Source organism: Methylorubrum extorquens, from assembly GCF_024169925.1.
GTDB lineage: Bacteria > Pseudomonadota > Alphaproteobacteria > Rhizobiales > Beijerinckiaceae > Methylobacterium > Methylobacterium extorquens_A.
In genome coordinates this window covers 4,012,928-4,031,640 of record NZ_JALJXF010000001.1, presented here as the reverse complement: position 1 = coordinate 4,031,640, position 18,713 = coordinate 4,012,928, and the positions used below count along the sequence as shown (strand labels likewise).

Here is an 18,713-nt window from a genome sequence, read left to right as displayed (position 1 = left end):
CGGCTCGTGAAGGGCGGGAACCGCCGCTGCTGCGCTCGGCATTGCAATGCTCCGGAAGGCAATCCGTTCCGTTGCATCGCACAATTCAGGCCATGTTCAGACCGATATTTGTGGGTGAGTGCCTGCGCTTCCATCATGGGTTGTCTGCGCTGGGCGAATGGCGAAAGTGTCCTGCGCATCCATCCCGGTTTTAGGCGGGCTGAATGCGCAGAGTGCAGTGCCGCATCGATCAGCCCTGTCGGATTGCCGGCTTCAGGATGACGCCTTCATCGGGTGCGAGCCGGATATGGTCGTCGGCCCTGTCACCCGCCCGTCCCGAATGGGTCGAGAGCAGGATCGTCCAGCCCCCATCCTCCAAGGGGATCGTCCGTTCCAGGCTGCCGAAATTGAGCAGGATGCGTAAGACGTCGCCACCCGAGGCGCGCTCGAAGGCAAAGACGTCGGCGGCGAGATCCGCTGAGAGCGACAGGCCCCGCCAATCTCCGATCGACAGGGCCGGATGGTCACGGCGCAGGGACAGGAGCCGGCGGTAGAGCGTCAGGATCGAGCGGGAATCATCGCGCATCTCGTCGACATTGCGCCGCTTCGCATCCGCGCTGAGCGGCAGCCACGGCGTAGCGGTGGTGAAGCCCGCATTGGGTGCGTCCTCCCACTGCATCGGCGTGCGCTCGGGGTCGCGGCCATGACCGGGTTCGTTGCGCCCCCACGGGTCCTGTGCCTGCTCAGGCGGCACCGGAACGCGAGCGAGGCCGATCTCGTCACCGTAATAGAGCGTCGGCGTGCCGCGCAGCGTCAGCAGCAGCATTGCCGCGACGCGGGCCTGTGCCTCGCCGACGCGGGCGGCAATGCGGGGCTGATCGTGGTTGCCGAGCACCCAGTTCGGCCAGCCGCCGTCGGGGAGGGCCATTTCATATTCCGCCACCAAGGCCGCCACCGCGTCGGCGCGCCACGGTGTCTGGATGAGCTGGAAGTTGAAGGGCAGGTCGGCCCCGGTCAGGCCGGGCCCGTAATAGGTCACCAGCCGCTCGATCGGCAGATAGATCTCGCCGATCAGCACCCGCTCGCCGTACTCGCGCAGGACCGCGCGCATCCCGGCGATGACCGCGAGCACCTCGGGCCGATCGCAGGAATAGACCTGCTGGAAGCGGTTGATCCCGGCCTGATGCGGTTGAAACTCGGGATTGTGCGGGTTGTCGCGAAATCCCTCGTCCTTGATCAGGTGCCAGATCACATCGACGCGGAAGCCATCGACGCCGCGGGCCAGCCAGAAGCGCAGGGCGTCGTGCATCGCCGCCCGCACTTCGGGGTTGCGCCAGTTCAGGTCCGGCTGCTCGGGCAGGAAGGCGTGATAGTAGTACTGGCCGGTGGCCGGATCGCGGGTCCAGGCCGGGCCGCCAAAATTCGAGAGCCAGTTGTTGGGCGGGCCGCCATCGGGGGCGGGGTCACGCCAGATGTACCAGTCGCGCTTGGCCGCCTCGCGGCTCGCCCGGCTCTCGGTGAACCACGGATGCTCGATCGAGCTGTGGTTGGGCACGAAGTCGAGGATCACCCTGAGCTTGCGCCGATGCGCCTCGGCAATCAGCGCGTCGAAATCCTCAAGCGTGCCGAACAGCGGATCGACCGCGCAATAATCGGCCACGTCGTAGCCGAAATCGGCCATCGGCGAGCGGTAGAACGGCGAGATCCACACCGCATCGACACCGAGCCAAGCGAGGTAGTCCAGCCGTGCCGTGATCCCCCGAAGGTCGCCGACGCCATCGCCGTCGGTGTCCTGGAACGAGCGGGGATAGACCTGATAGACTGTCCCGCTCTGCCACCAAGCCGCTTCGGAGCCGTTCGTCCCGGATATCGGACCGCCCATCGGACCTCCCGCGATGCTGCCCTCGACGCCTTGCGCATCGCCCGAAGAGGGTTAGGGCCGTTCAGCAAGCCTTCAAGCGGCCGGGGTTATCTCTGGCGCGAGGCGCCGGCCGATGCGTCGGGGATGTGTCTACCATGACACAGTCCTGTGGGCACACGACTTGCGAAAGCTTTGTTCCGACGCATGTGTCTCGACAAGTCCTGCGACCGGCAACACCATGGCGGAGCAGGGCGACAGACCACGTCGCGGGTCATCGTGCCGCCGCAAGAAGCGGCCAGACTTTGCGTCCGTCCGACATCCTCGGCTGCAACGAAGGGGGATACCCAGGTGCTGAACGAAGCTCTGTCCGTTCTCGTCCGGAACGGCGAAGCGGACGCTCCCGCTTCATCGGCGAAGTCCGCAAGGGCCGCCGCCACATATGTTAAGCCCCGCCCCGTTGCCGATGGCGATGCGGTGGTTGAATTGCGCGAGGCCATCCGCGCCAAGCTCCACTATGCTCTCGGCAAGACGTCCGATGTCGCCCGCGAGCGCGACTGGTTCGCCGCCACGGCGCTGGCGCTGCGCGACCGGATCATCGACGCCTGCTACGGTGCGCAAGCCGCCGACGTGCCGGAGAAGCGGGTCTATTATCTCTCGCTCGAATTCCTGATCGGCCGGCTGCTGTCGGACGCGATGAACAATCTCGGCCTCGTCGAGACCACCAAGGCCGCGCTGCGCGACCTCGGCGTCGATCTCGCCAGCGTCGAGGGGGCCGAGCCCGACGCGGCACTCGGCAATGGCGGCCTCGGGCGGCTCGCCGCGTGCTTCATGGAAAGCATGGCGAGCCTGTCGATCCCCGCGATCGGCTACGGCATCCGCTACGATCACGGCCTGTTCCGCCAGTCGCTGGAGGACGGATGGCAGCGTGAGGCGCCGGAGACCTGGCTCGCCGAAGGCAATCCATGGGAGTTCCCGCGGCCGGAGGCAACCTACAAGATCGGTTTCGGCGGCCACGTCACCATGACGAGCCAGGGCGACCACCACATCCGCCGCCACTGGCACCCGGCCGAGACCGTGAACGCCGTGGCCCACGACGTGCCGATCGTCGGCTGGCGCGGCAAACACGTCAACGTCCTGCGCCTCTGGAAGGCGGAGGCCGATGCGCCGGTCGAGCTCGCGCGCTTCAATGCTGGCGACCATGTCGGCGCCGTGGCTGGCCGGGCCCGGGCCGAGGCGATCTCGCGGGTGCTCTACCCGAGCGATTCCTCCGCCGAGGGGCAGGAGCTGCGCCTGCGCCAGGAGTTCTTCTTCACCTCCGCCTCGCTCCAGGATCTCGTGCGCCGGCACGTGGCGGAGCGCGGCTCCCTACGCTCCCTGCCCGACCACGCCGCGATCCAGCTCAACGACACCCACCCGGCCATCGCCGTGCCGGAGCTGATGCGCATCCTGATGGAGGATCACGACCTCCCCTGGGAGGATGCGTGGCAGATCACCTCCAACACGCTGCATTACACCAACCACACCCTGCTGCCCGAGGCGCTGGAGACCTGGCCGGTGGAGCTGATGGAGCGGCTGCTGCCGCGCCACATGCAAATCATCTACCTCATCAACTGGCTGCACCTCGAAGAGCAGAGCAAGAACGCCAAGGGCGGCGCGTCGGGCGGGGCGTTCGACGTGTCCACCGTCTCGCTGATCGACGAGTCGCACGGCCGGCGCGTGCGCATGGGACCGCTGGCCTTCCACGGTTCGCGGCGGGTCAACGGCGTCTCGGCGCTTCATAGCGAGCTCTTGAAATCGACCGTGTTCAAGGATCTCCACGCGATCGAGCCGGAGAAGATCCTCAACAAGACCAATGGCATCACCTTCCGCCGCTGGCTGCACAACGCCAACCCGGAGCTGACGGCGCTCGCCGTCGAGGCCGCGGGCGAGGGCGTGCTCGACGATCCGACACAGCTCGAACGTCTGGTGCCGTTCGCCGACGATCCGGAGTTCCGCCAGCGCTACGCGGCGGTGCGGACAATCCGCAAGCAGCGCCTCGCCCAGGTCATCGCCGAGCGCACCGGCATCACGGTCGATCCGTCGGCGCTGTTCGACGTGCAGATCAAGCGCATCCACGAGTACAAGCGCCAGCTCCTCAACCTGATCGAGACGGTAGCGCTCTACCAAGCGATCAAGCAGGCCCCCGACAAGGACTGGACGCCGCGGGTCAAGATCTTCGCCGGCAAGGCGGCGCCGAGCTACGTGCAGGCCAAGCTCATCATCAAGCTCGCGGGCGACATCGCCAAGGTCGTCAATGCCGATCCCGAGATCGGCGACCGGCTGAAGGTGGTGTTCCTCCCGAACTACTCGGTGAGCCTGGCCGAAGTCATTATCCCGGCCGCCGACCTCTCCGAGCAGATCTCGACCGCCGGAATGGAAGCCTCGGGCACGGGCAACATGAAGCTCGCGCTTAACGGCGCGCTCACCGTCGGCACGCTTGATGGCGCCAACATCGAGATCAAGGACCATGTCGGCGCGGAAAACATCTTCATCTTCGGCCTCGACGCCGAAGGAGTGCTCGCCCGCGTGAGGGAGCCGGCCTACGCTACCCAGGCGATCGCGGCCTCGCCCCGGCTGGCCGCGGCGCTCGACGCCATCGCCGACGGCACGTTCTCGCCGGACGATCCGGCCCGCTTCGCGCCGCTGGTGGACGAGTTGCGCCACGGCGACCGCTACCTGACCACGGTCGATTTCGAGGATTACTGGCGCGTCCAGCGCGAGATCGACGCGGCCTGGAAGCGCCCCGCTCAATGGTGGCGGACGGCGATCCTCAACACCGCGCGCATGGCGTGGTTCTCCTCCGACCGCTCGATGCGGGAATATGCCGAGGAGATCTGGCGGGTGAAGGTGGCCTGAACCCGGCAGCCGGTCGAATCGAGAAAGGGGCAGGGCGGGTGATCCGTCCTGCCCCTTTTCTTTTGACCGAGAAGGGCAGGCAGTGCCCGATTGGTAATGCGCTGTCCGGAACAGGTTCGTCCGAACCATACCCTCATCCTGAGGCGCCCGCGTCGGCGGGCCTCGAAGGATCCTCCAGAGCCCGCACGGCTTTTGGAAGACCCTTCGAGGCTGCTTCGCGGCGCCTCAGGATGAGGGAGGTGGACCGGAAAAGCGATTTGAAGGGAGTCTAAGACTCCGGTTCGAGCGGGATCGCGTAGAACCGCGCGCCGGCTGCCGCGGCCAGGACTTCCACCGCGCCCAGCGTCGAGGGGCAGCCGGAGGCGTGCACCACGTCGGTGGTCCGCAGGCTCGGGATATGGGCGGTGAGCGGGCCTGGGCGCACATCGGGCCCCCGCTGGCGGTGGCGGTCGGCGGCGAGCGTGATGCGGGTGACGCCGGTGGCGCGCAGCCATTCGAGCGACGGCCGCATGTAGAGGTCGAGGGGATCGCGCGCGCCGACCACGAGGCAGATCTCGCGGGCCGGCTCGATGTAGCGCGCGGCGCGGGCAATCGCCCAGATGCCGGCGAATCCGGTCTCCGCCGCGACCAGCACGAGGCGACCGCCGCCGGGCCGATAGGTGCCGTTGCCGACGGGGCCCTTCACCTTCACCGCGCGGCCGGGCTCGACCGGGCAACCGAACAGGGCGGTGAGATCCTCGGCGCACTCGCCGCGCAGGTGGAAGACGAGTTCGTTCAGCTCCGCCCCGCCCTCGACGCCGAGCGTCGGTGTGAGCGTGACCGGGCGCCCGCCTTCGAGCGTGACGACGACTTGGTCACCCGGCTCGAAAGGAAGCCGCCGCTCCAGGGTCGCGACCACTTGAAGGACTCGCGGCGCCAAAGCCGTGATGGAGTCGATGCTGCCGGTGCGGCGCGCGAGCGTCCGGGCCGGCGTCTTGACCGGCCGGATCGTCGCGTCCGGATCGGGCGCGGACAGCGTCACCGCCTCCGCCCGCCGCGCCCGAACGGGTAGCCGCCGCGAGGCTGGGCCGGCGCCCTGGCCGAGGAGCCCGGTCATCGGGGCGATCACGCCGTCCGCCAGCGCGGTCTCCAGGGAGGTGTCGCCGGGGGAGACCCGCAGGGGCTGGCCGTTGACGACAAGCGAACAACGGGCGCTCGTGGGAGCACGCATGGCGGCAACCCGCTCCGATCGGATGAGAGGTGTTTTGGAAAGGATCAGAGCGGGGTGTGGATCAGGCGCTCGACCAGCGCGGCCCAGCGCGCGCGGACGGCCCGCGCCTCCTCGCTCAGCGTTTCCGCGTCCGCGAGGCCGAGGCTGGTCCGAAGCGCCTCGCTCTCCCGGCGCTCGGCGGCGAGTGCTGCCTTCATCATCGCCACTTCGAGGCGCAGGCGCACGAGATCCGCCTCATCCGCTTCGGGCGTGGAGGGCAGGGGGGCGGGGACTTCCGCCGGAGCCTCCGTCACCGCTTCGGGCGCCTCCGCAACGACCGCCCGCGGCTGTGCCGCGACGGCGAGATGCGCGTGGATGGGCCGCGTCATCAGGCGGCGCATCGCGTTGCCGGTGGGGGCCGGGCTCCTGCGTCTCGTCGCCTCGATCATCGTCCATCCTCAGTCCGGCGGGTCCGCCGCAGCGGCGTCCCGGATCGTTCGGGTGGACCTTCCCGCAACATGGTTAAGGGAGGTTTAAACAGAAGTGCGAGACCCCCGCGTCATCGCGGGATCAGGCGGCTTCGGGCGCGGCGCCGACGAGCTGGCGAGCCTGGAGCACGGTCATCGGCTCGCCGAAGGCCGCCCCTTGCGCGTAATCGCAGCCGAATTCCTGCAACACCTGCGCGTCCTCCTCCGATTCGGCGCCTTCGGCGATGGTGGCCAGACCGAGCTCCTGCCCCATCCGCAAGACCGAGCGCAGCATGGCGGTGCGGCCCTGGCCCATCTGGCGCACGAAGCTCTGGTCGATCTTGATCGTGTCGAAGGGGAAGCGCTGAAGATAGGAGATCGCCGAGTAGCCGGTGCCGAAATCATCGAGGACGAGCCCGGCGCCGAGATCGTGGATGCGGGCCAGCATCTGGGCGGCGTATTCCGGGTTTTCCATCACCAGCCCCTCGGCCATCTCCAGCTTGAGCGAGCCGGGCAGCACGCCGGTGCGGGCGATCACCGTCTTCACGTCGTGCAGGAGGTCGTGGCGCAGGAGTTGGCGCGAGGAGACGTTGACCGAGGCGAAGATCGGCGGCTCGACGTCGAGCGAGCGCTGCCAAGCGGCGAGTTCGAGCGCCGTGCGCTCGATGGCGAAATTGCCGAGCGGGACGATGACGCCGGTCTCCTCCGCCACCGGCAGGAAGGTCGAGGGCGGGATGCGTCCGAGCTTCGGGTGATCCCAGCGCAGCAGCGTCTCGAAGCCGGCGACGGTACGGTCTTCGAGCCGGACGATCGGCTGGAACAGCACCTTGATCTCGTTGCGCTCCAGCGCCTTGCGCAGATCCGCCTCCAGCATCAGCCGGTCTGAGCGTTCCAGCCGCATGTTGGCGCGGAACACCTCGATCCGGTCGCCGCCGCCGCGCTTGGCCTGGATCATCGCCATCTCGGCGTTCTTGAACACCTCCTCGCGCCGCGTCTGCCCGCTGCCCTGGTGGCCGGCGCCCTGCGCCGCCTCGTGCAGGGCGATGCCGATGGAGACGGTGAGGAACACCTCGCGGTCGGCATAGGTGACCGGAGTGGCGATGGCGCGCCGGATCATCTCGGCGAACGAAAGGATGCGGTCGGGCTCGCGCTCGGAGAGCAGGATCACCGCGAATTCGTCGCCCGCTACCCGCGCCAGGGTGTCCTGCGGGCGCAGCAGCCGGCCGAGCCGACGCGAGAGCGTGAGCAGGATCGAGTCGCCCGCCGAGAGGCCGATGGCGTCGTTGATCGCCTTGAACCGGTCGATGTCGAGGGCGATCACCGCGGGCTTCAGGCGCGGATCCTGGCTCGCCAGCGCCAGCGCGGCCTCGAGCCGGTCGTGGAACAACTCGCGGTTGGGCAGGCCGGTGAGGCTGTCATGCACCGCGTCGTGCAGCAGCCGCTCTTCGGCGGTCTTGGCTTCGGTCACGTCGCTGATCGTGCCGACGATGCGGATCACCTCGCCGTCGGTGCCGATCACCGGCCGCGCCTTCAGCCGGTACCACGCGTAGGGACCGTCGGCCGAGCGCAGGCGGAAATCGTGGGTGATGCGCCCGCGCCGCTCCTCGATCACGGTGTCGAGGGCCGCCGAGTAGCGCTCCACGTCGAAGGGGTGGAGCAGGCCGAGCCAGTTCGCCGCCGGGCCTTCGAGGGTGCCGCGCTTGAGCCCGAGCTGCGCCTCGATCTCGGGACCGGCGAAGACGCGGTCACCCGGTACGTCCCAGTCGAACACGATGTCGCCCGCCCCCGTCAGCGCCAGCGCCCGGCGCTCGGTGTCCGAGACGAGGCTGTGGCTGAGGCCGCCGCCGGCGAAAGCGTGCTGCATCACCGTGAAGCCGATCAGCATGACGATGAGCACGAGGCCGCCGATGAGCGCCGGCTGCACGAGGTCGGAGCCGATCTGCCCGGTGATGGCAAAGCCCGCCGCCACAACCCAGACCAGCAGCAGCAGCCAGGTCGGCACCAGCAGGATGGCGCGGTCGTAGCCGTTATGGACGGCCAGATACAGGATCAGCAGCAGCCCGACGCCCGCCACAGCCGCGATCGAGATGCGCGCTACGCCCGCCGCCACCGGCGGGTCGAACACCGCGAGCGCCACGAGGCCGGCGAGGAAGGTGAGCCAGAAGAAGGCGACGTGGCTGTAGCGCACGTGCCAACGCGACAGGTTCAGGTAGGCGAACAGGAACACGAGCAGGGTCGCGCCGAGCACGGCTTCGGCCGAGGCGCGGTAGATCCGCTCGGCGAGTTCGGTGACGGGAAACACCCGCTGCAGGAAGCCGAAATCGATGCAGGCATAGGCCAGGACCGCCCAGGAGAGCGCGGCGGCGGCGGGGAAGATGATCGCGCCCTTCACCACGAAGATGATGGTGAGGAACAGGGCGAGCAGCCCGGCGATGCCGATGATGATGCCCTTATAGAGGGTGAGCCCCGACGTCTTCTTGCGGTAGGCGTCCTGATCCCAGAGGTAGACCTGCGGGATGTTGGGGCCCTTCAACTCGGCGACGTAGGTCACCGTGGTGCCGGGATCGATGGTGATGAGGAACTGGTCGGCGTCGAGGCTCTCGTCGCGCTCGGGCCGGATGCCCTCGCTCGCGGTGATCGCGGCGATGCGCGAGCCGCCGAGATCGGGCCAGATCACCCCGGAGCCGACGAGGCGGAAGTGGGGGGCGACCAGCAGGCGGTCGATCTGCTCGTCGGTGTCGTTGGTGAGCGCGAACACCATCCAGTCGGGCCGCGCGCCGGCCTCGCGCGCCTTGACCGCGATGCGCCGCACGATGCCGTCCTTGCCCGGTGCGGTGGAGATCTGGATCAAGTCGCCGTCGGAGCGGTAGCGCTCGATCGTCGGCGTCAGGTCGATGGCGGGCGCGTCGAGGGTGACGCGCACGGCCTCGACCGCGTAGGCGGGCGTGGTGGTCCCGAGGAGACCGGCGAGGGAACCCGCCACGGCCGTCAGGATCGCGAGGGCCAGGGCAAGGGCCAGGGAAAGCGTGCGCAACGGGCGATTCTTGACAGCCAGCTTGAGCGGTGGGGGCGAGCGGCCAAGTCGTATCGGCGGCTCCCCGCGCCCGCAAGGCGAGCCGGCCGGGGACGCGCGGCCCGCCCACCGCTCTTTCGGCGGACCACGTCAGGCGGATCGCGTGGCTTTGCGGCCAAAACAAGTTGGGACCGGTTGCCGTGGTCTCGCTTGGGCAGGTGCGGGCGGGTAGAGCGGGCGATATGCGAATGATTGAAACACGCAGTTTGAAATCCCTCCCCCGCAGAGGGGGGAGGGCTGTTGCGCGTCCTCTTACGACCCGATGACCCTCGTACCGCCCCTCGTCGTACCGCTGGCGGCGCTCCTCTCCGCCGGTCTCATCGTGCTGCTGAAGCCGCTCTTGCAGCGCTACGCGCTCGCACGGCCCAATGCCCGCTCCAGCCACCGGGTGCCGACGCCCCAGGGCGGCGGCATCGCCATCATCGCTGCCGCGCTGCTCACGGTGGCCGTTCTCGCTGCACCGGCCGGGATCGCGCTCGGGGGCGTCGAGCTGCCGGTGTTGGCTCTCTCCGTGATCGCCCTTGCCGTCGTTGGCGCCGTCGACGACATCCGGCCGCTGCCGGCCTCGCTCCGTCTCGTGATCCAGGCCGGTGCGGTCGCCGCCGTCGTGATTACCGCCGAGGGCCGCCTGCTCCCGGACGTGCCGCTGGGGCTCGAGCGCGCTTTCACGATCCTCGCCGGGCTCTGGTTCGTGAACCTCGTCAACTTCATGGACGGGCTCGACTGGATGACGCTGGCCGAGTTCGTGCCGCCCACCGCCTTCCTGTTCGCCCTCGGCCTCGCGGGCCAATACGCGCCCGAGCCGACCCTGGTCGCCGGCGCGCTGCTTGGCGGGCTTCTCGGCTTCGCCCCGTTCAACCGGCCGGTGGCACGGCTGTTCATGGGCGATGTCGGCTCGCTGCCGGTCGGGCTGATCGTGGCGTGGCTGCTGTTCCGCCTTGCGGGGGAGGGTAGCTTGGCCGCCGCGCTGATCCTGCCGCTCTATCCGATCGCCGACGCGACGCTCACCCTTTTGTGGCGCCTGCGGCGGGGTGAGGCCGTCTGGCAGGCCCATCGCAGCCACTATTATCAGGTCGCTACCGTCAACGGGTTCTCCGTGCTGGAGACCGTCGGCTCGGTCTTCGCCGTGCAGGCGGTACTGGCCGGGCTTGCGGGCGTGACCTTGCTTTGGCCGTCTCGGACCGTCACGCTCGTCTGCCTCGTCCTCTCGGCGGGGCTGGTCGGATGGCTGCTGCGCCGGTTCGCGACGCCGCGGGCTGCCAGCGCGTGAGGGGATGACGGGTGAGCGGAAAGCTGATCGCGCTGACGGGAGCCACGGGCTTCATCGGACGCCACCTGCTGCGGGCCCTCTCGGAGCGGGGCTACCGGGTCCGCGTGCTGCTGCGCCGGCCGGTGGAGGTCCCGGAGGGCGCCAGCGGCGCCGTCGTCGGCGATCTGGCCCGGCCGATGAACATGGCCGCTGCGCTTACCGGGGTCGATGCGGTGGTGCATTCCGCCGGCCTCGCTCACGCCATGTCCGGCGCACCCGAGGACGACTTTCGCAATTCGAACACCGAGGCGACGCGTAAGCTCGCCGAGGCGGCACAACGAGCCAAGGTGGGCCGCTTCGTCTTCCTCTCCTCGATCCGGGCGCAGGTGGGATCGAGCGCCCCGGCGCCCGTCTCCGAGGCGGACGCGCCCGCGCCGACCGATCCTTACGGCCGCTCGAAGCTCGCCGCAGAGGAGGCACTGGCCGAGACCGGTCTCGATTGGGTCGCCCTGCGCCCGGTGCTCGTCTACGGCGCCGGGGTGAAGGGCAACATGGCAGCGCTGCTCAAGCTCGCCCGCACGCCCTATCCCCTGCCGCTCGCGAGCCTGACCGGGCGCCGCTCGCTGGTCTCGGTCGAGAGTCTCGCGGGCGCGGTGGCGACCGCGTTGGAGGCGCCCGGCCCCCTGCGGCGTCCGCTGGTGGTGGCCGATCCCGATCCGTTGACCCTGCCCGAGATGCTCGCCGCGCTCCGCGCCGGCCTCGGCCGCGGACCCGGCCTGATGCCCTGTCCCGTTCCGCTGATCAGCCTCGCCTGCCGCGCCACCGGCCGCGAGGCCGCCTTCGACCGGCTGTCCGGCTCGCTTGTTGCCCGCGCCGAGGGGCTGGAGGCCCTGGGCTGGCGGCCGGCGCAGGCGTCGCGGGATGGGCTCGCGGCGCTGGCGCGGGCGGGCGACTGACACCCGGATTGTTGCCGGGCGGTCACCGTCGGTGCCGATCCGACCTGTGCGGTGCCGTCTCGATTTCCCTGTCGTCGGTTTCGGCGCAGAAAGATGTACGCAACCCCAGCTCGAACTTTGAGAAACCACGGACATGGCCGATCTGACGATCGTGGCGGGTGAATGCGGCCGGGGAAGCGGTGAGTACGACACGGGTGTGTTCAAGCTACCCGGACCCTCGGATCGCGGCGCAGAGACGATTGCGGAGATCGTCGTGCATGGCGGGGTCGGCGAGAAGCAATCGACGCTCGGTCAGATGCTGGGCGGTCTGCGAGGCGGCTTGGCACTGGCGCAGCAGCTCGATTTGTCCGTCCCCGTCAATGTCGCGGCCTCGGCGCTCGGTGCCGGCCTCGGTGCCCTCGATAGCGGACCGAAGCAGAAGGCGCTGATCGAGGTGCGGTTCCTCGACGGAGCGACCCTGCTCGCGATGACCGATATCGGCATTGCGGCGCTGATGGAGAACGACCGCCGGGTCATCCAGCTCGCGGCCAACCGCCTCCGCGAGGAGTCTGCGGTGCAAGAAACGCCCCTCGATTCATCGGAGGCCGGGTTCGGAGCAACGGCGCTGAATGCGGTCTCCGACGTTGCCGGCACGACCGGAGCCACCGTGTCGTCGGCGCTCGGATATCTGAAGCGTAGGACCATCGGTTAGCGCAGCGCCGGCCCGAGGGCTGGCGGAGCGCCTTTCCTAAGCGTTCGTCGGCTGTGGAAGCGGCACGGTTGACGACTCGGGCTCGACGGCACGGTTCTCAGGCTTCGCGTTCGGAACGGCCCCGGCGCGATTGCGAAAATCCGGGATCGCCTCCTCGAACACCGCCTCCGCCGCCGCCCGGTCCCCCGCGGCCACGGCCTCGTGCAGGCGCGCGATCCACCCTTCCAGCACGGTGCGGTCGGCGAAGACGGGCTTGGCCGCCATCACGCCCTCGATGCCGGCGAGCGTCACGCGCGGCTCCTCCTTCGCGAACAGGATCTCGTTGAGCCGCTCGCCCGGGCGCGCGCCGGTGACCTGGATCTCGATGTCCTCGCCGGGCTCGAAGCCTGCGAGCCGGATCATCCGCTCTGCGAGATCCCGGATGCGCACCGGCTGGCCCATCTTCAGCACGTAGACCGCCGCGCGCTGATCGCCGGTATCGCCGCGCCCCTCCGCATCGGCGTGGGAGGCCGCCGTAAGCACGAGGTCGGAGGCCTCGCGCACGGTCATGAAGTAGCGCACCATCTCGGCATGGGTCACCGTAACGGGGCCGCCGCGGGCGATCTGCGCCTTGAACACCGGCACTACGGAGCCGGCCGAGCCCAGCACGTTGCCGAAGCGCACGGCGATGAGCCGGGTCGCCTCCGCGCCACTGCGTTCCGCGTCAAGCGATTGGGCCACCATCTCGGCGAAGCGCTTGGTGACGCCGAGCTGCGAGACCGGTTCGATCGCCTTGTCGGTCGAGATCATCACCAGGGCGCGGGCGCCCGCGGCCACCGTCGCCTCGGCGACGTTGATCGAGCCGAACACGTTGGTCTTGATGCCCTCGGCCCAGTCGCGCTCGAGATAGGGCACCTGCTTCAGAGCGGCGGCGTGGAAGACGTAGGTCGGCCGGAAATCGCGGAGGATGGCGTGCAGCCGCTCGCGGTCGCGGATATCGGCGAGCGCACCCTCGACCGCGGCCTCGGCGTGGAGCAGGGCGGGGCCGTTGAGGACGGCGTGCAGCGCCGGCTCCGAATTCTCGATGACGAGCAAGGCCGAAGCGCCGAAGGCGACGGCGCGGGCGCAAATCTCTGCACCGATCGAACCACCGCCGCCGGTCACGACCACGCGGGCGCCGGTGAGGAAGTTTTCCAGCCGCGGCCGGTCGATGGCGACGGTGGGTCGCAGGAGCAGATCCTCGATTTCCAACGGCGCGAGTTCGGCGTCGCGCATCCCCTCGCCGAGGCTGGTGACGCGGGCGAGCGGCAGGCCGAGCCGCCGGGCGCGGGCGATGAGGTCATCGGGCTCGGATTCGGGCGCCAGCGCGCTCGGCGTCGCCACCAGCCGGCGCACCGGCAGGCCGCGGTTGGCGAGATCCGCCACCACCTGTTCGAGATCGCGAAACCCACCGAGCACGGGCACGCCGCGCATCATCTGGCCCGCTTCGTCCGCCCGCGGCGAGAGGATGCCCTTCGGGGAGAGGCGCTTGACCGAGCCGGATTCGATGGCCCGCAGCACGATCTCGATGTCGGCGCCGCGGCCGAGCAGCAGCGTCGGCGTGGTGGCGGCCCGCGCCTGGCTCTGCCGCGAGCGGGCGTATTTCAGGTAGCGGAAGGCCAGCCGCGGCCCGCCGAGCAGGAAGATCTGCAAGACCCAATAGAGGAGGATCGCGACCTTTCCGAAGAAGTAGAACCCGTAGAGGTTCGAGGAGACCAGCACGTAGTCGAGGACGAGCAGAGTCAGCGCGGTGACGCTGGCCGCGCGCACGATGCCCGCGAGGTCGGGCAGCGAGGCGAAGCGCCACTTGGTGCGATAGAGCCGGAACCATGCGTAGATCAGCCCGGCATAGGCCAGGAACGGCGGCAGCAGCAGCGGCAGCGCGTGCAGGCGCTCGGCCAGCGCTCCGTCCTGAAAGCGAAAGACGAAGGTCAGCACCACGGCCGCCGCGGTCGCGGCGAGGTCATGGACGACCATCACCGCCGTCTTGAAGGTGCGCTTCTGCATGGTGCTTCGTGTCAGAGCATCGGCCCGAACGATGGAGACCGGTTTTCGGCACAAGGCCGATGCTCCAGGCGGAGCGCGGTATCGGCGCCGACCGGGGGGATTGTCAACGCGCGGCGCGGACCGCCTTGGCCACCGCCCCATCCCCTTCGTCGAGATCCGGGGCGTCGATGTGGCGATAGCGGGCCTGGATCAGGCCGAAGGCGCCGAAGGCGAAGTGGCCGGCGGCGACGATGGCGAGCAGCACCCAGCCGTAGGGTTGCGCCCGCAGCGCCGAGAAGGCGCCCGAGAGCCCCGAGGCGTCGGAAGAGGCCTGCGTCCAGGCTGCGGTGAGGACGAAGCCGCCGATCATCAGGAAGACGAGCCCTCGCGCCGCGTAGCCGAACCGGCCGAGCTGGTCGATCCAGGCCTCGGAGCCGGCGGGAAGGGAGAGTCGTTCGGTGACGTTGCCCTTCCAGGCCTTGGCGGCGTAGCCGATCCCGGCGGCGGCGATGCCGAGCCCGACGATCCCGACGAGCCAGGGGCCGAGGGGCTGGTCGAGCAGCCACTTGGTCCAGTCCCGCACACCGTCGCCGCCGGCCGAGGCGCGGCCGATGCCGAAGGCGAGGCGGGCGGCGGTGAGGCTGAGGCCGGCATAGATCACGGCGCTGATCAGGTGGGCGCCGCGCACGGCGAGCGCCTTCGGCGAGCGCCCGCGCCGGTCCGCATCTGTCACGCCTTCGAACAAGCGCCATACGGCGAAGCCCGCGAGCCCCAGCGCGATCAGCCCGACGACGACGGCGCCGAACGGGCCGCCGAGCACGGCACGGATTGCGCTCTTGCTGTCGCCGGCCGAGCCGCCCTGTCCGAGGGCGGCGAGCACGGCGAGCGCCCCCACGACGCAGTAGACGAAGCCGCGCGCGCCGTAGCCGAAGCGGGCGAGGTGCTCCAAGGCGTTGTCGTTCCGACTCCAAGCCATCCCGGTTCAGTCGCGCTCGCGGTCGGGCTTGCCCGCCAGCGCCACGTAGAAGCCGAGCCCGTCGCCTGACGGCAGCGTCTGGAGCCGCTCAATCCAGCCGCGGCGCTTGGCGTCGAGGAGCTGGCGCCCGATCGGCTGGAACAGGGTCTCGCCCCCGCCCTCCGGCGGCGGATCGAGGCGGATCGCCACGGTCTTGCCCTTGGCGAAGCGGCTGCGCTCCAGCATGTCGGTCAGCGAGGCCTCCGCGGTCGGGCGGTTGGTCCCGCGCAGGTCGAGCACCGATTCCGCATCGGTGACCCCGAGCGAGCCGCGCAGCTTGTTGGCGTAGAAGTCTTCGAAATGGGGCAAGGCCGGTCCCGCGCGGGTTCGTCGTCTAGAAGGCGATGTCGTCATAGATCTCGGCAACGGCCAAGCGGCCGCCGAGTTCGGGCAGGTCGATCGCGCCGCCCAAGTCCCTGGCCTCGAATGCCCAGCCGCTATCGGGTTCTCGCCGCCACACCTCGACACGCGGCTCGTCCTGATAGGCGATCAGGAACAGTTTGAGCGAGGCGATGCTGCGGTAAAAGTCGGTCTTGAGGCCGCGGTCCCGGCTCATGGTCGATGGTGAGAGGACTTCTGCCACGAGGACGGGATCGCGGGCATAGCCGTCCTTCAACGAGGGCCCGCAACGCACCACCACGTCGGGGATCGGTGCGAAGGTGTCCATACTGTCGCTCAGCACAGCGATTCCGGGAATCGCGCGGCAGCCGCGGTCGCGTCCGAACGGTCGAAGATGCCGGACCGAGTTCGCGACGATCTGCTGATGCCGCGCACTCTGAGGCGCCATCAGCACCGGCTCGCCGTCGATTAACCCCCAGCGCTCCTCGTCCGGAAGGTCGGCGACCCAGGCTTGATACGCCGCCACCCGCATGCCGGGGTCGCGCCGAAGGGCGAGCGCCATCGTGAGACCTCCGAAAACGATCTCGATGCTAGCACCGCCTCCGAGCCAAGCAAGCGGCGTGCGTCGGGGGGTCAGAAGCTGAGGCGCGCATGGATCTCCGCCACGGACAGCATGCCGCCGAGTTCGGGCAGGTCGATGACCGCGCCGGGCCCGGCGACTTCAACCGTCCAGTCCGGCGCCCGGCGCCAGACCTCCACCCGCGCTTCGTCCGGCTGCACGAGCAGGAGGACGGCGAGTGACGGAACGGACTGATAGAACTCAGTCTTGCGCCCGCGGTCGAGCACGAGGGTCGAGGGGGAGAGGACTTCCACGACGAGCAGGGGGTCGCCGGTATAGCCGTCTTTCGGCGGCTCGCCGCATTGCACCACCACGTCGGGAATCGGCGCGTAATCGTCCATGGCTTCGCTCAGGATCGCGAGACCCGGATAGGCGCCGCAGCCACGGCGCTCGGCGAGATCATCGAGACGCTTGGCGATGTTCATGACGATCCGCTGATGCCGCCCCGTGGCGGGTGACATCAACAGCGGCACGCCTTCGATCAGTTCCCAGCGCTCGTCGTCCGGACGCGCGGCGGCCCAGTCCCGATACTCGGCGACCCGCATGCGGGTATCGCGACGCGCGGCGACAGCCATCGCTCAGCCTCCTGTGCGAAGGCACGCACCGTAACAAAAAAGGGCCGCCCCGGACAGGGCGGCCCCTCAAAGCTTTCGTTCGAAGAACCCTCAGCCGTGCACGAGCACGTTGCGGAACTGCCAAGGATCGCTCGGGTCGATGTCCTCCGGGAACAGGCCGGGGCGGTCGGTGAGCGGGGTCCAGTCGGTGTAGACGCCCACGACCGGGCCGAGATACGGCGTCTGCACTTCCAGGCAGCGGCGGAAGTCGATCTCGTCGGCCTCGACGATGCCGGCCTCCGGGTTCTCCAGTGCCCAGACCATGCCGGCGAGCACGGCGCTCGTCACCTGCAGGCCGGTCGCGTTCTGGTAGGGGGCGATCCGCCGGGTCTCCTCGATGGAGAGCTGCGAGCCGTACCAGTAGGCGTTCTTCTTGTGGCCGTAGAGGAGGACGCCCAGCTCGTCGATGCCGTCGACGATCTCGTTCTCGTCGAGGATGTGCTGGCGCTCCTGCACCTTGCCGGCGTTGCCCCACATCTCGTGCAGCGAGAGCACGGCGTCGTTGGCCGGGTGATAGGCGTAGTGGCAGGTCGGGCGGTAGACCGCCTCACTGCCCTCGCGGACCGTGTAGTAGTCCGCGATCGAGATCGCCTCGTTGTGGGTCACGAGGAAGCCGAACTGCGCCTGCGCGGTCGGGGTCCAGGAGCGCACGCGGGTGTCGGCGCCGGGCTGGAGCAGGAAGATCGCGCAGCGCGAGCCCTTGGTCTGCTCCTCGGCATTGGCGGGCTTCCAGGTCTCGTGCGTGCCCCAGCCGAGTTCGGCCGGCTGGTTGCCCTCGGAGACGAAGCCCTCTACCGACCAAGTATTGACGAACACGCCCTGGGGCTTGGGGTTCTTGGCGCGCTGGGTGTCGCGCTCGGCGATGTGGACGCCCCTGACGCCGAGCTTCTGCATCAGCCCGGCCCACTCCTCGCGGGATTTGGGCTCCGGATCGGTGACGCCCGTATCCGCCGCGATGTTCAGGAGCGCCTGCTTGACGAACCACGAGACCATGCCGGGATTGGCGCCGCAGCACGACACGGCGGTCGTGCCGCCGGGGGCGGCGCGGCGGGCGGCGAGGATGTTCTCGCGGAGCGCGTAGTTGGTGCGGTCGGCCTGGCTCAGATCCTTGTCGAAGTAGAAGCCGGCCCAGGGCTCGGCCACCGTGTCGATGTAGAGCGCGCCGAGTTCGCGGCAGAGTTCGAGGATGTCGCGCGAGGAGGTGTCGACCGAGAGGTTCACGCAGAAGCCCTGGCCGCCGCCCTCGGTGAGGAGCGGCGTGAGGACGTCGCGGTAATTCTCCTTCGTCAGCGCGACCGTCTCGAAGCGCAGGCCGTGCTTCTCGGCCAGATCCTTATGGGTATCGACCGGATCGATCACGGTGAAGCGGGCGCGGTCGTACTCGAAATGGCGCTCGATGAGGGGCAGGGTGCCCCGGCCGATCGAGCCGAAGCCGATCATCACGATCGGGCCGGTGATGCGACCGTGGACGGGCCAATCCTTCTTCGGGCCATCGGACATGCGCGGACACTCCTGTCGGGCTGCTCGTTGTTTGAGAGCGGCGTGATTGATGCTTGGAAGTGACGAGCGGATGACGGTTCGACGTCTGCCGGTCAACCGGTCGATCCGTTCGGATGTTGCGGAACGGTGAAGATTCCAGGGTTTCAGCTATGAGGTGAGTGCAGGTCTGGGACCGGATGGCGTCGGAGGCGTGCGCCGAAAAGTCGGCTTATGCTGCACCGCAACAAGGGAGTGACGCTCAAGGCCGACAGCACGCACAAGG

At 69.1% G+C, this 18,713-nt stretch carries 14 protein-coding genes; 4 read left to right on the top strand and 10 right to left on the bottom strand.

What is annotated here, in order from left to right:
• Nucleotides 1-229: 229 nt before the first annotated feature.
• Nucleotides 230-1,861, bottom strand: coding sequence for an alpha-amylase family glycosyl hydrolase (locus J2W78_RS18845; protein ID WP_253372985.1), 1,632 nt, complete (start codon nt 1,859-1,861; stop codon nt 230-232).
• A 327-nt stretch (nt 1,862-2,188) separates the two neighbouring features.
• Here J2W78_RS18845 and J2W78_RS18840 point away from each other — a divergent pair, with 327 nt between their 5' ends.
• Nucleotides 2,189-4,735 carry a glycogen/starch/alpha-glucan phosphorylase gene (locus J2W78_RS18840; protein ID WP_253372983.1) on the top strand — a complete coding sequence of 849 codons (2,547 nt, stop codon included), beginning with the start codon at nt 2,189-2,191 and terminating at the stop codon, nt 4,733-4,735.
• 268 nt (nt 4,736-5,003) lie between these two features.
• Here J2W78_RS18840 and J2W78_RS18835 read toward each other — a convergent pair whose 3' ends face one another.
• The 3 genes from J2W78_RS18835 to J2W78_RS18825 form a co-directional block, all read right to left on the bottom strand.
• Nucleotides 5,004-5,945, bottom strand: a complete 942-nt coding sequence (locus J2W78_RS18835; RefSeq protein ID WP_253372981.1) for a ferredoxin--NAD(+) reductase — start codon at nt 5,943-5,945, stop codon at nt 5,004-5,006.
• Between the two features lie 44 nt (nt 5,946-5,989).
• Complete coding sequence (locus tag J2W78_RS18830; protein WP_253372979.1) at nt 5,990-6,373, bottom strand: hypothetical protein; 384 nt, start codon at nt 6,371-6,373, stop codon at nt 5,990-5,992.
• A 121-nt stretch (nt 6,374-6,494) separates the two neighbouring features.
• The gene (locus J2W78_RS18825) at nt 6,495-9,425 is read right to left on the bottom strand and encodes an EAL domain-containing protein (protein WP_253372977.1); all 2,931 of its coding nucleotides are present in this window, start codon (nt 9,423-9,425) and stop codon (nt 6,495-6,497) included.
• Between the two features lie 301 nt (nt 9,426-9,726).
• Between J2W78_RS18825 and J2W78_RS18820 the strand changes: the two genes are divergently transcribed.
• The 3 genes from J2W78_RS18820 (at nt 9,727) to J2W78_RS18810 (ending at nt 12,360) form a co-directional block, all read left to right on the top strand.
• A complete protein-coding gene (locus tag J2W78_RS18820; RefSeq protein ID WP_253372975.1) occupies nt 9,727-10,734 on the top strand; it encodes a glycosyl transferase in 1,008 nt (335 codons plus the stop codon).
• A gap of 11 nt (nt 10,735-10,745) precedes the next feature.
• A complete protein-coding gene (locus J2W78_RS18815; protein ID WP_253372973.1) occupies nt 10,746-11,669 on the top strand; it encodes an NAD-dependent epimerase/dehydratase family protein in 924 nt (307 codons plus the stop codon).
• A gap of 133 nt (nt 11,670-11,802) precedes the next feature.
• Nucleotides 11,803-12,360 carry a hypothetical protein gene (locus J2W78_RS18810; RefSeq protein WP_253372971.1) on the top strand — a complete coding sequence of 186 codons (558 nt, stop codon included), beginning with the start codon at nt 11,803-11,805 and terminating at the stop codon, nt 12,358-12,360.
• A 36-nt stretch (nt 12,361-12,396) separates the two neighbouring features.
• Here J2W78_RS18810 and J2W78_RS18805 read toward each other — a convergent pair whose 3' ends face one another.
• The 6 genes from J2W78_RS18805 to J2W78_RS18780 all read right to left on the bottom strand — a co-directional run bounded on the left by J2W78_RS18805 (nt 12,397) and on the right by J2W78_RS18780 (nt 18,451).
• Nucleotides 12,397-14,385, bottom strand: coding sequence for a nucleoside-diphosphate sugar epimerase/dehydratase (locus tag J2W78_RS18805; protein WP_253372969.1), 1,989 nt, complete (start codon nt 14,383-14,385; stop codon nt 12,397-12,399).
• Nucleotides 14,386-14,488: 103 nt separating this feature from the next.
• Nucleotides 14,489-15,340, bottom strand: a complete 852-nt coding sequence (locus tag J2W78_RS18800; protein ID WP_253372967.1) for a DUF1206 domain-containing protein — start codon at nt 15,338-15,340, stop codon at nt 14,489-14,491.
• Between the two features lie 6 nt (nt 15,341-15,346).
• The gene (locus J2W78_RS18795; RefSeq protein WP_253372965.1) at nt 15,347-15,688 is read right to left on the bottom strand and encodes a hypothetical protein; all 342 of its coding nucleotides are present in this window, start codon (nt 15,686-15,688) and stop codon (nt 15,347-15,349) included.
• A 25-nt stretch (nt 15,689-15,713) separates the two neighbouring features.
• Nucleotides 15,714-16,280 carry a Uma2 family endonuclease gene (locus tag J2W78_RS18790; RefSeq protein WP_253372963.1) on the bottom strand — a complete coding sequence of 189 codons (567 nt, stop codon included), beginning with the start codon at nt 16,278-16,280 and terminating at the stop codon, nt 15,714-15,716.
• A gap of 71 nt (nt 16,281-16,351) precedes the next feature.
• Nucleotides 16,352-16,912, bottom strand: coding sequence for a Uma2 family endonuclease (locus J2W78_RS18785; protein WP_253372962.1), 561 nt, complete (start codon nt 16,910-16,912; stop codon nt 16,352-16,354).
• A gap of 90 nt (nt 16,913-17,002) precedes the next feature.
• Nucleotides 17,003-18,451 (bottom strand): homospermidine synthase, encoded by a 1,449-nt coding sequence (locus tag J2W78_RS18780; RefSeq protein WP_253372960.1) that lies wholly within the window; start codon nt 18,449-18,451, stop codon nt 17,003-17,005.
• Nucleotides 18,452-18,713: the final 262 nt, after the last annotated feature.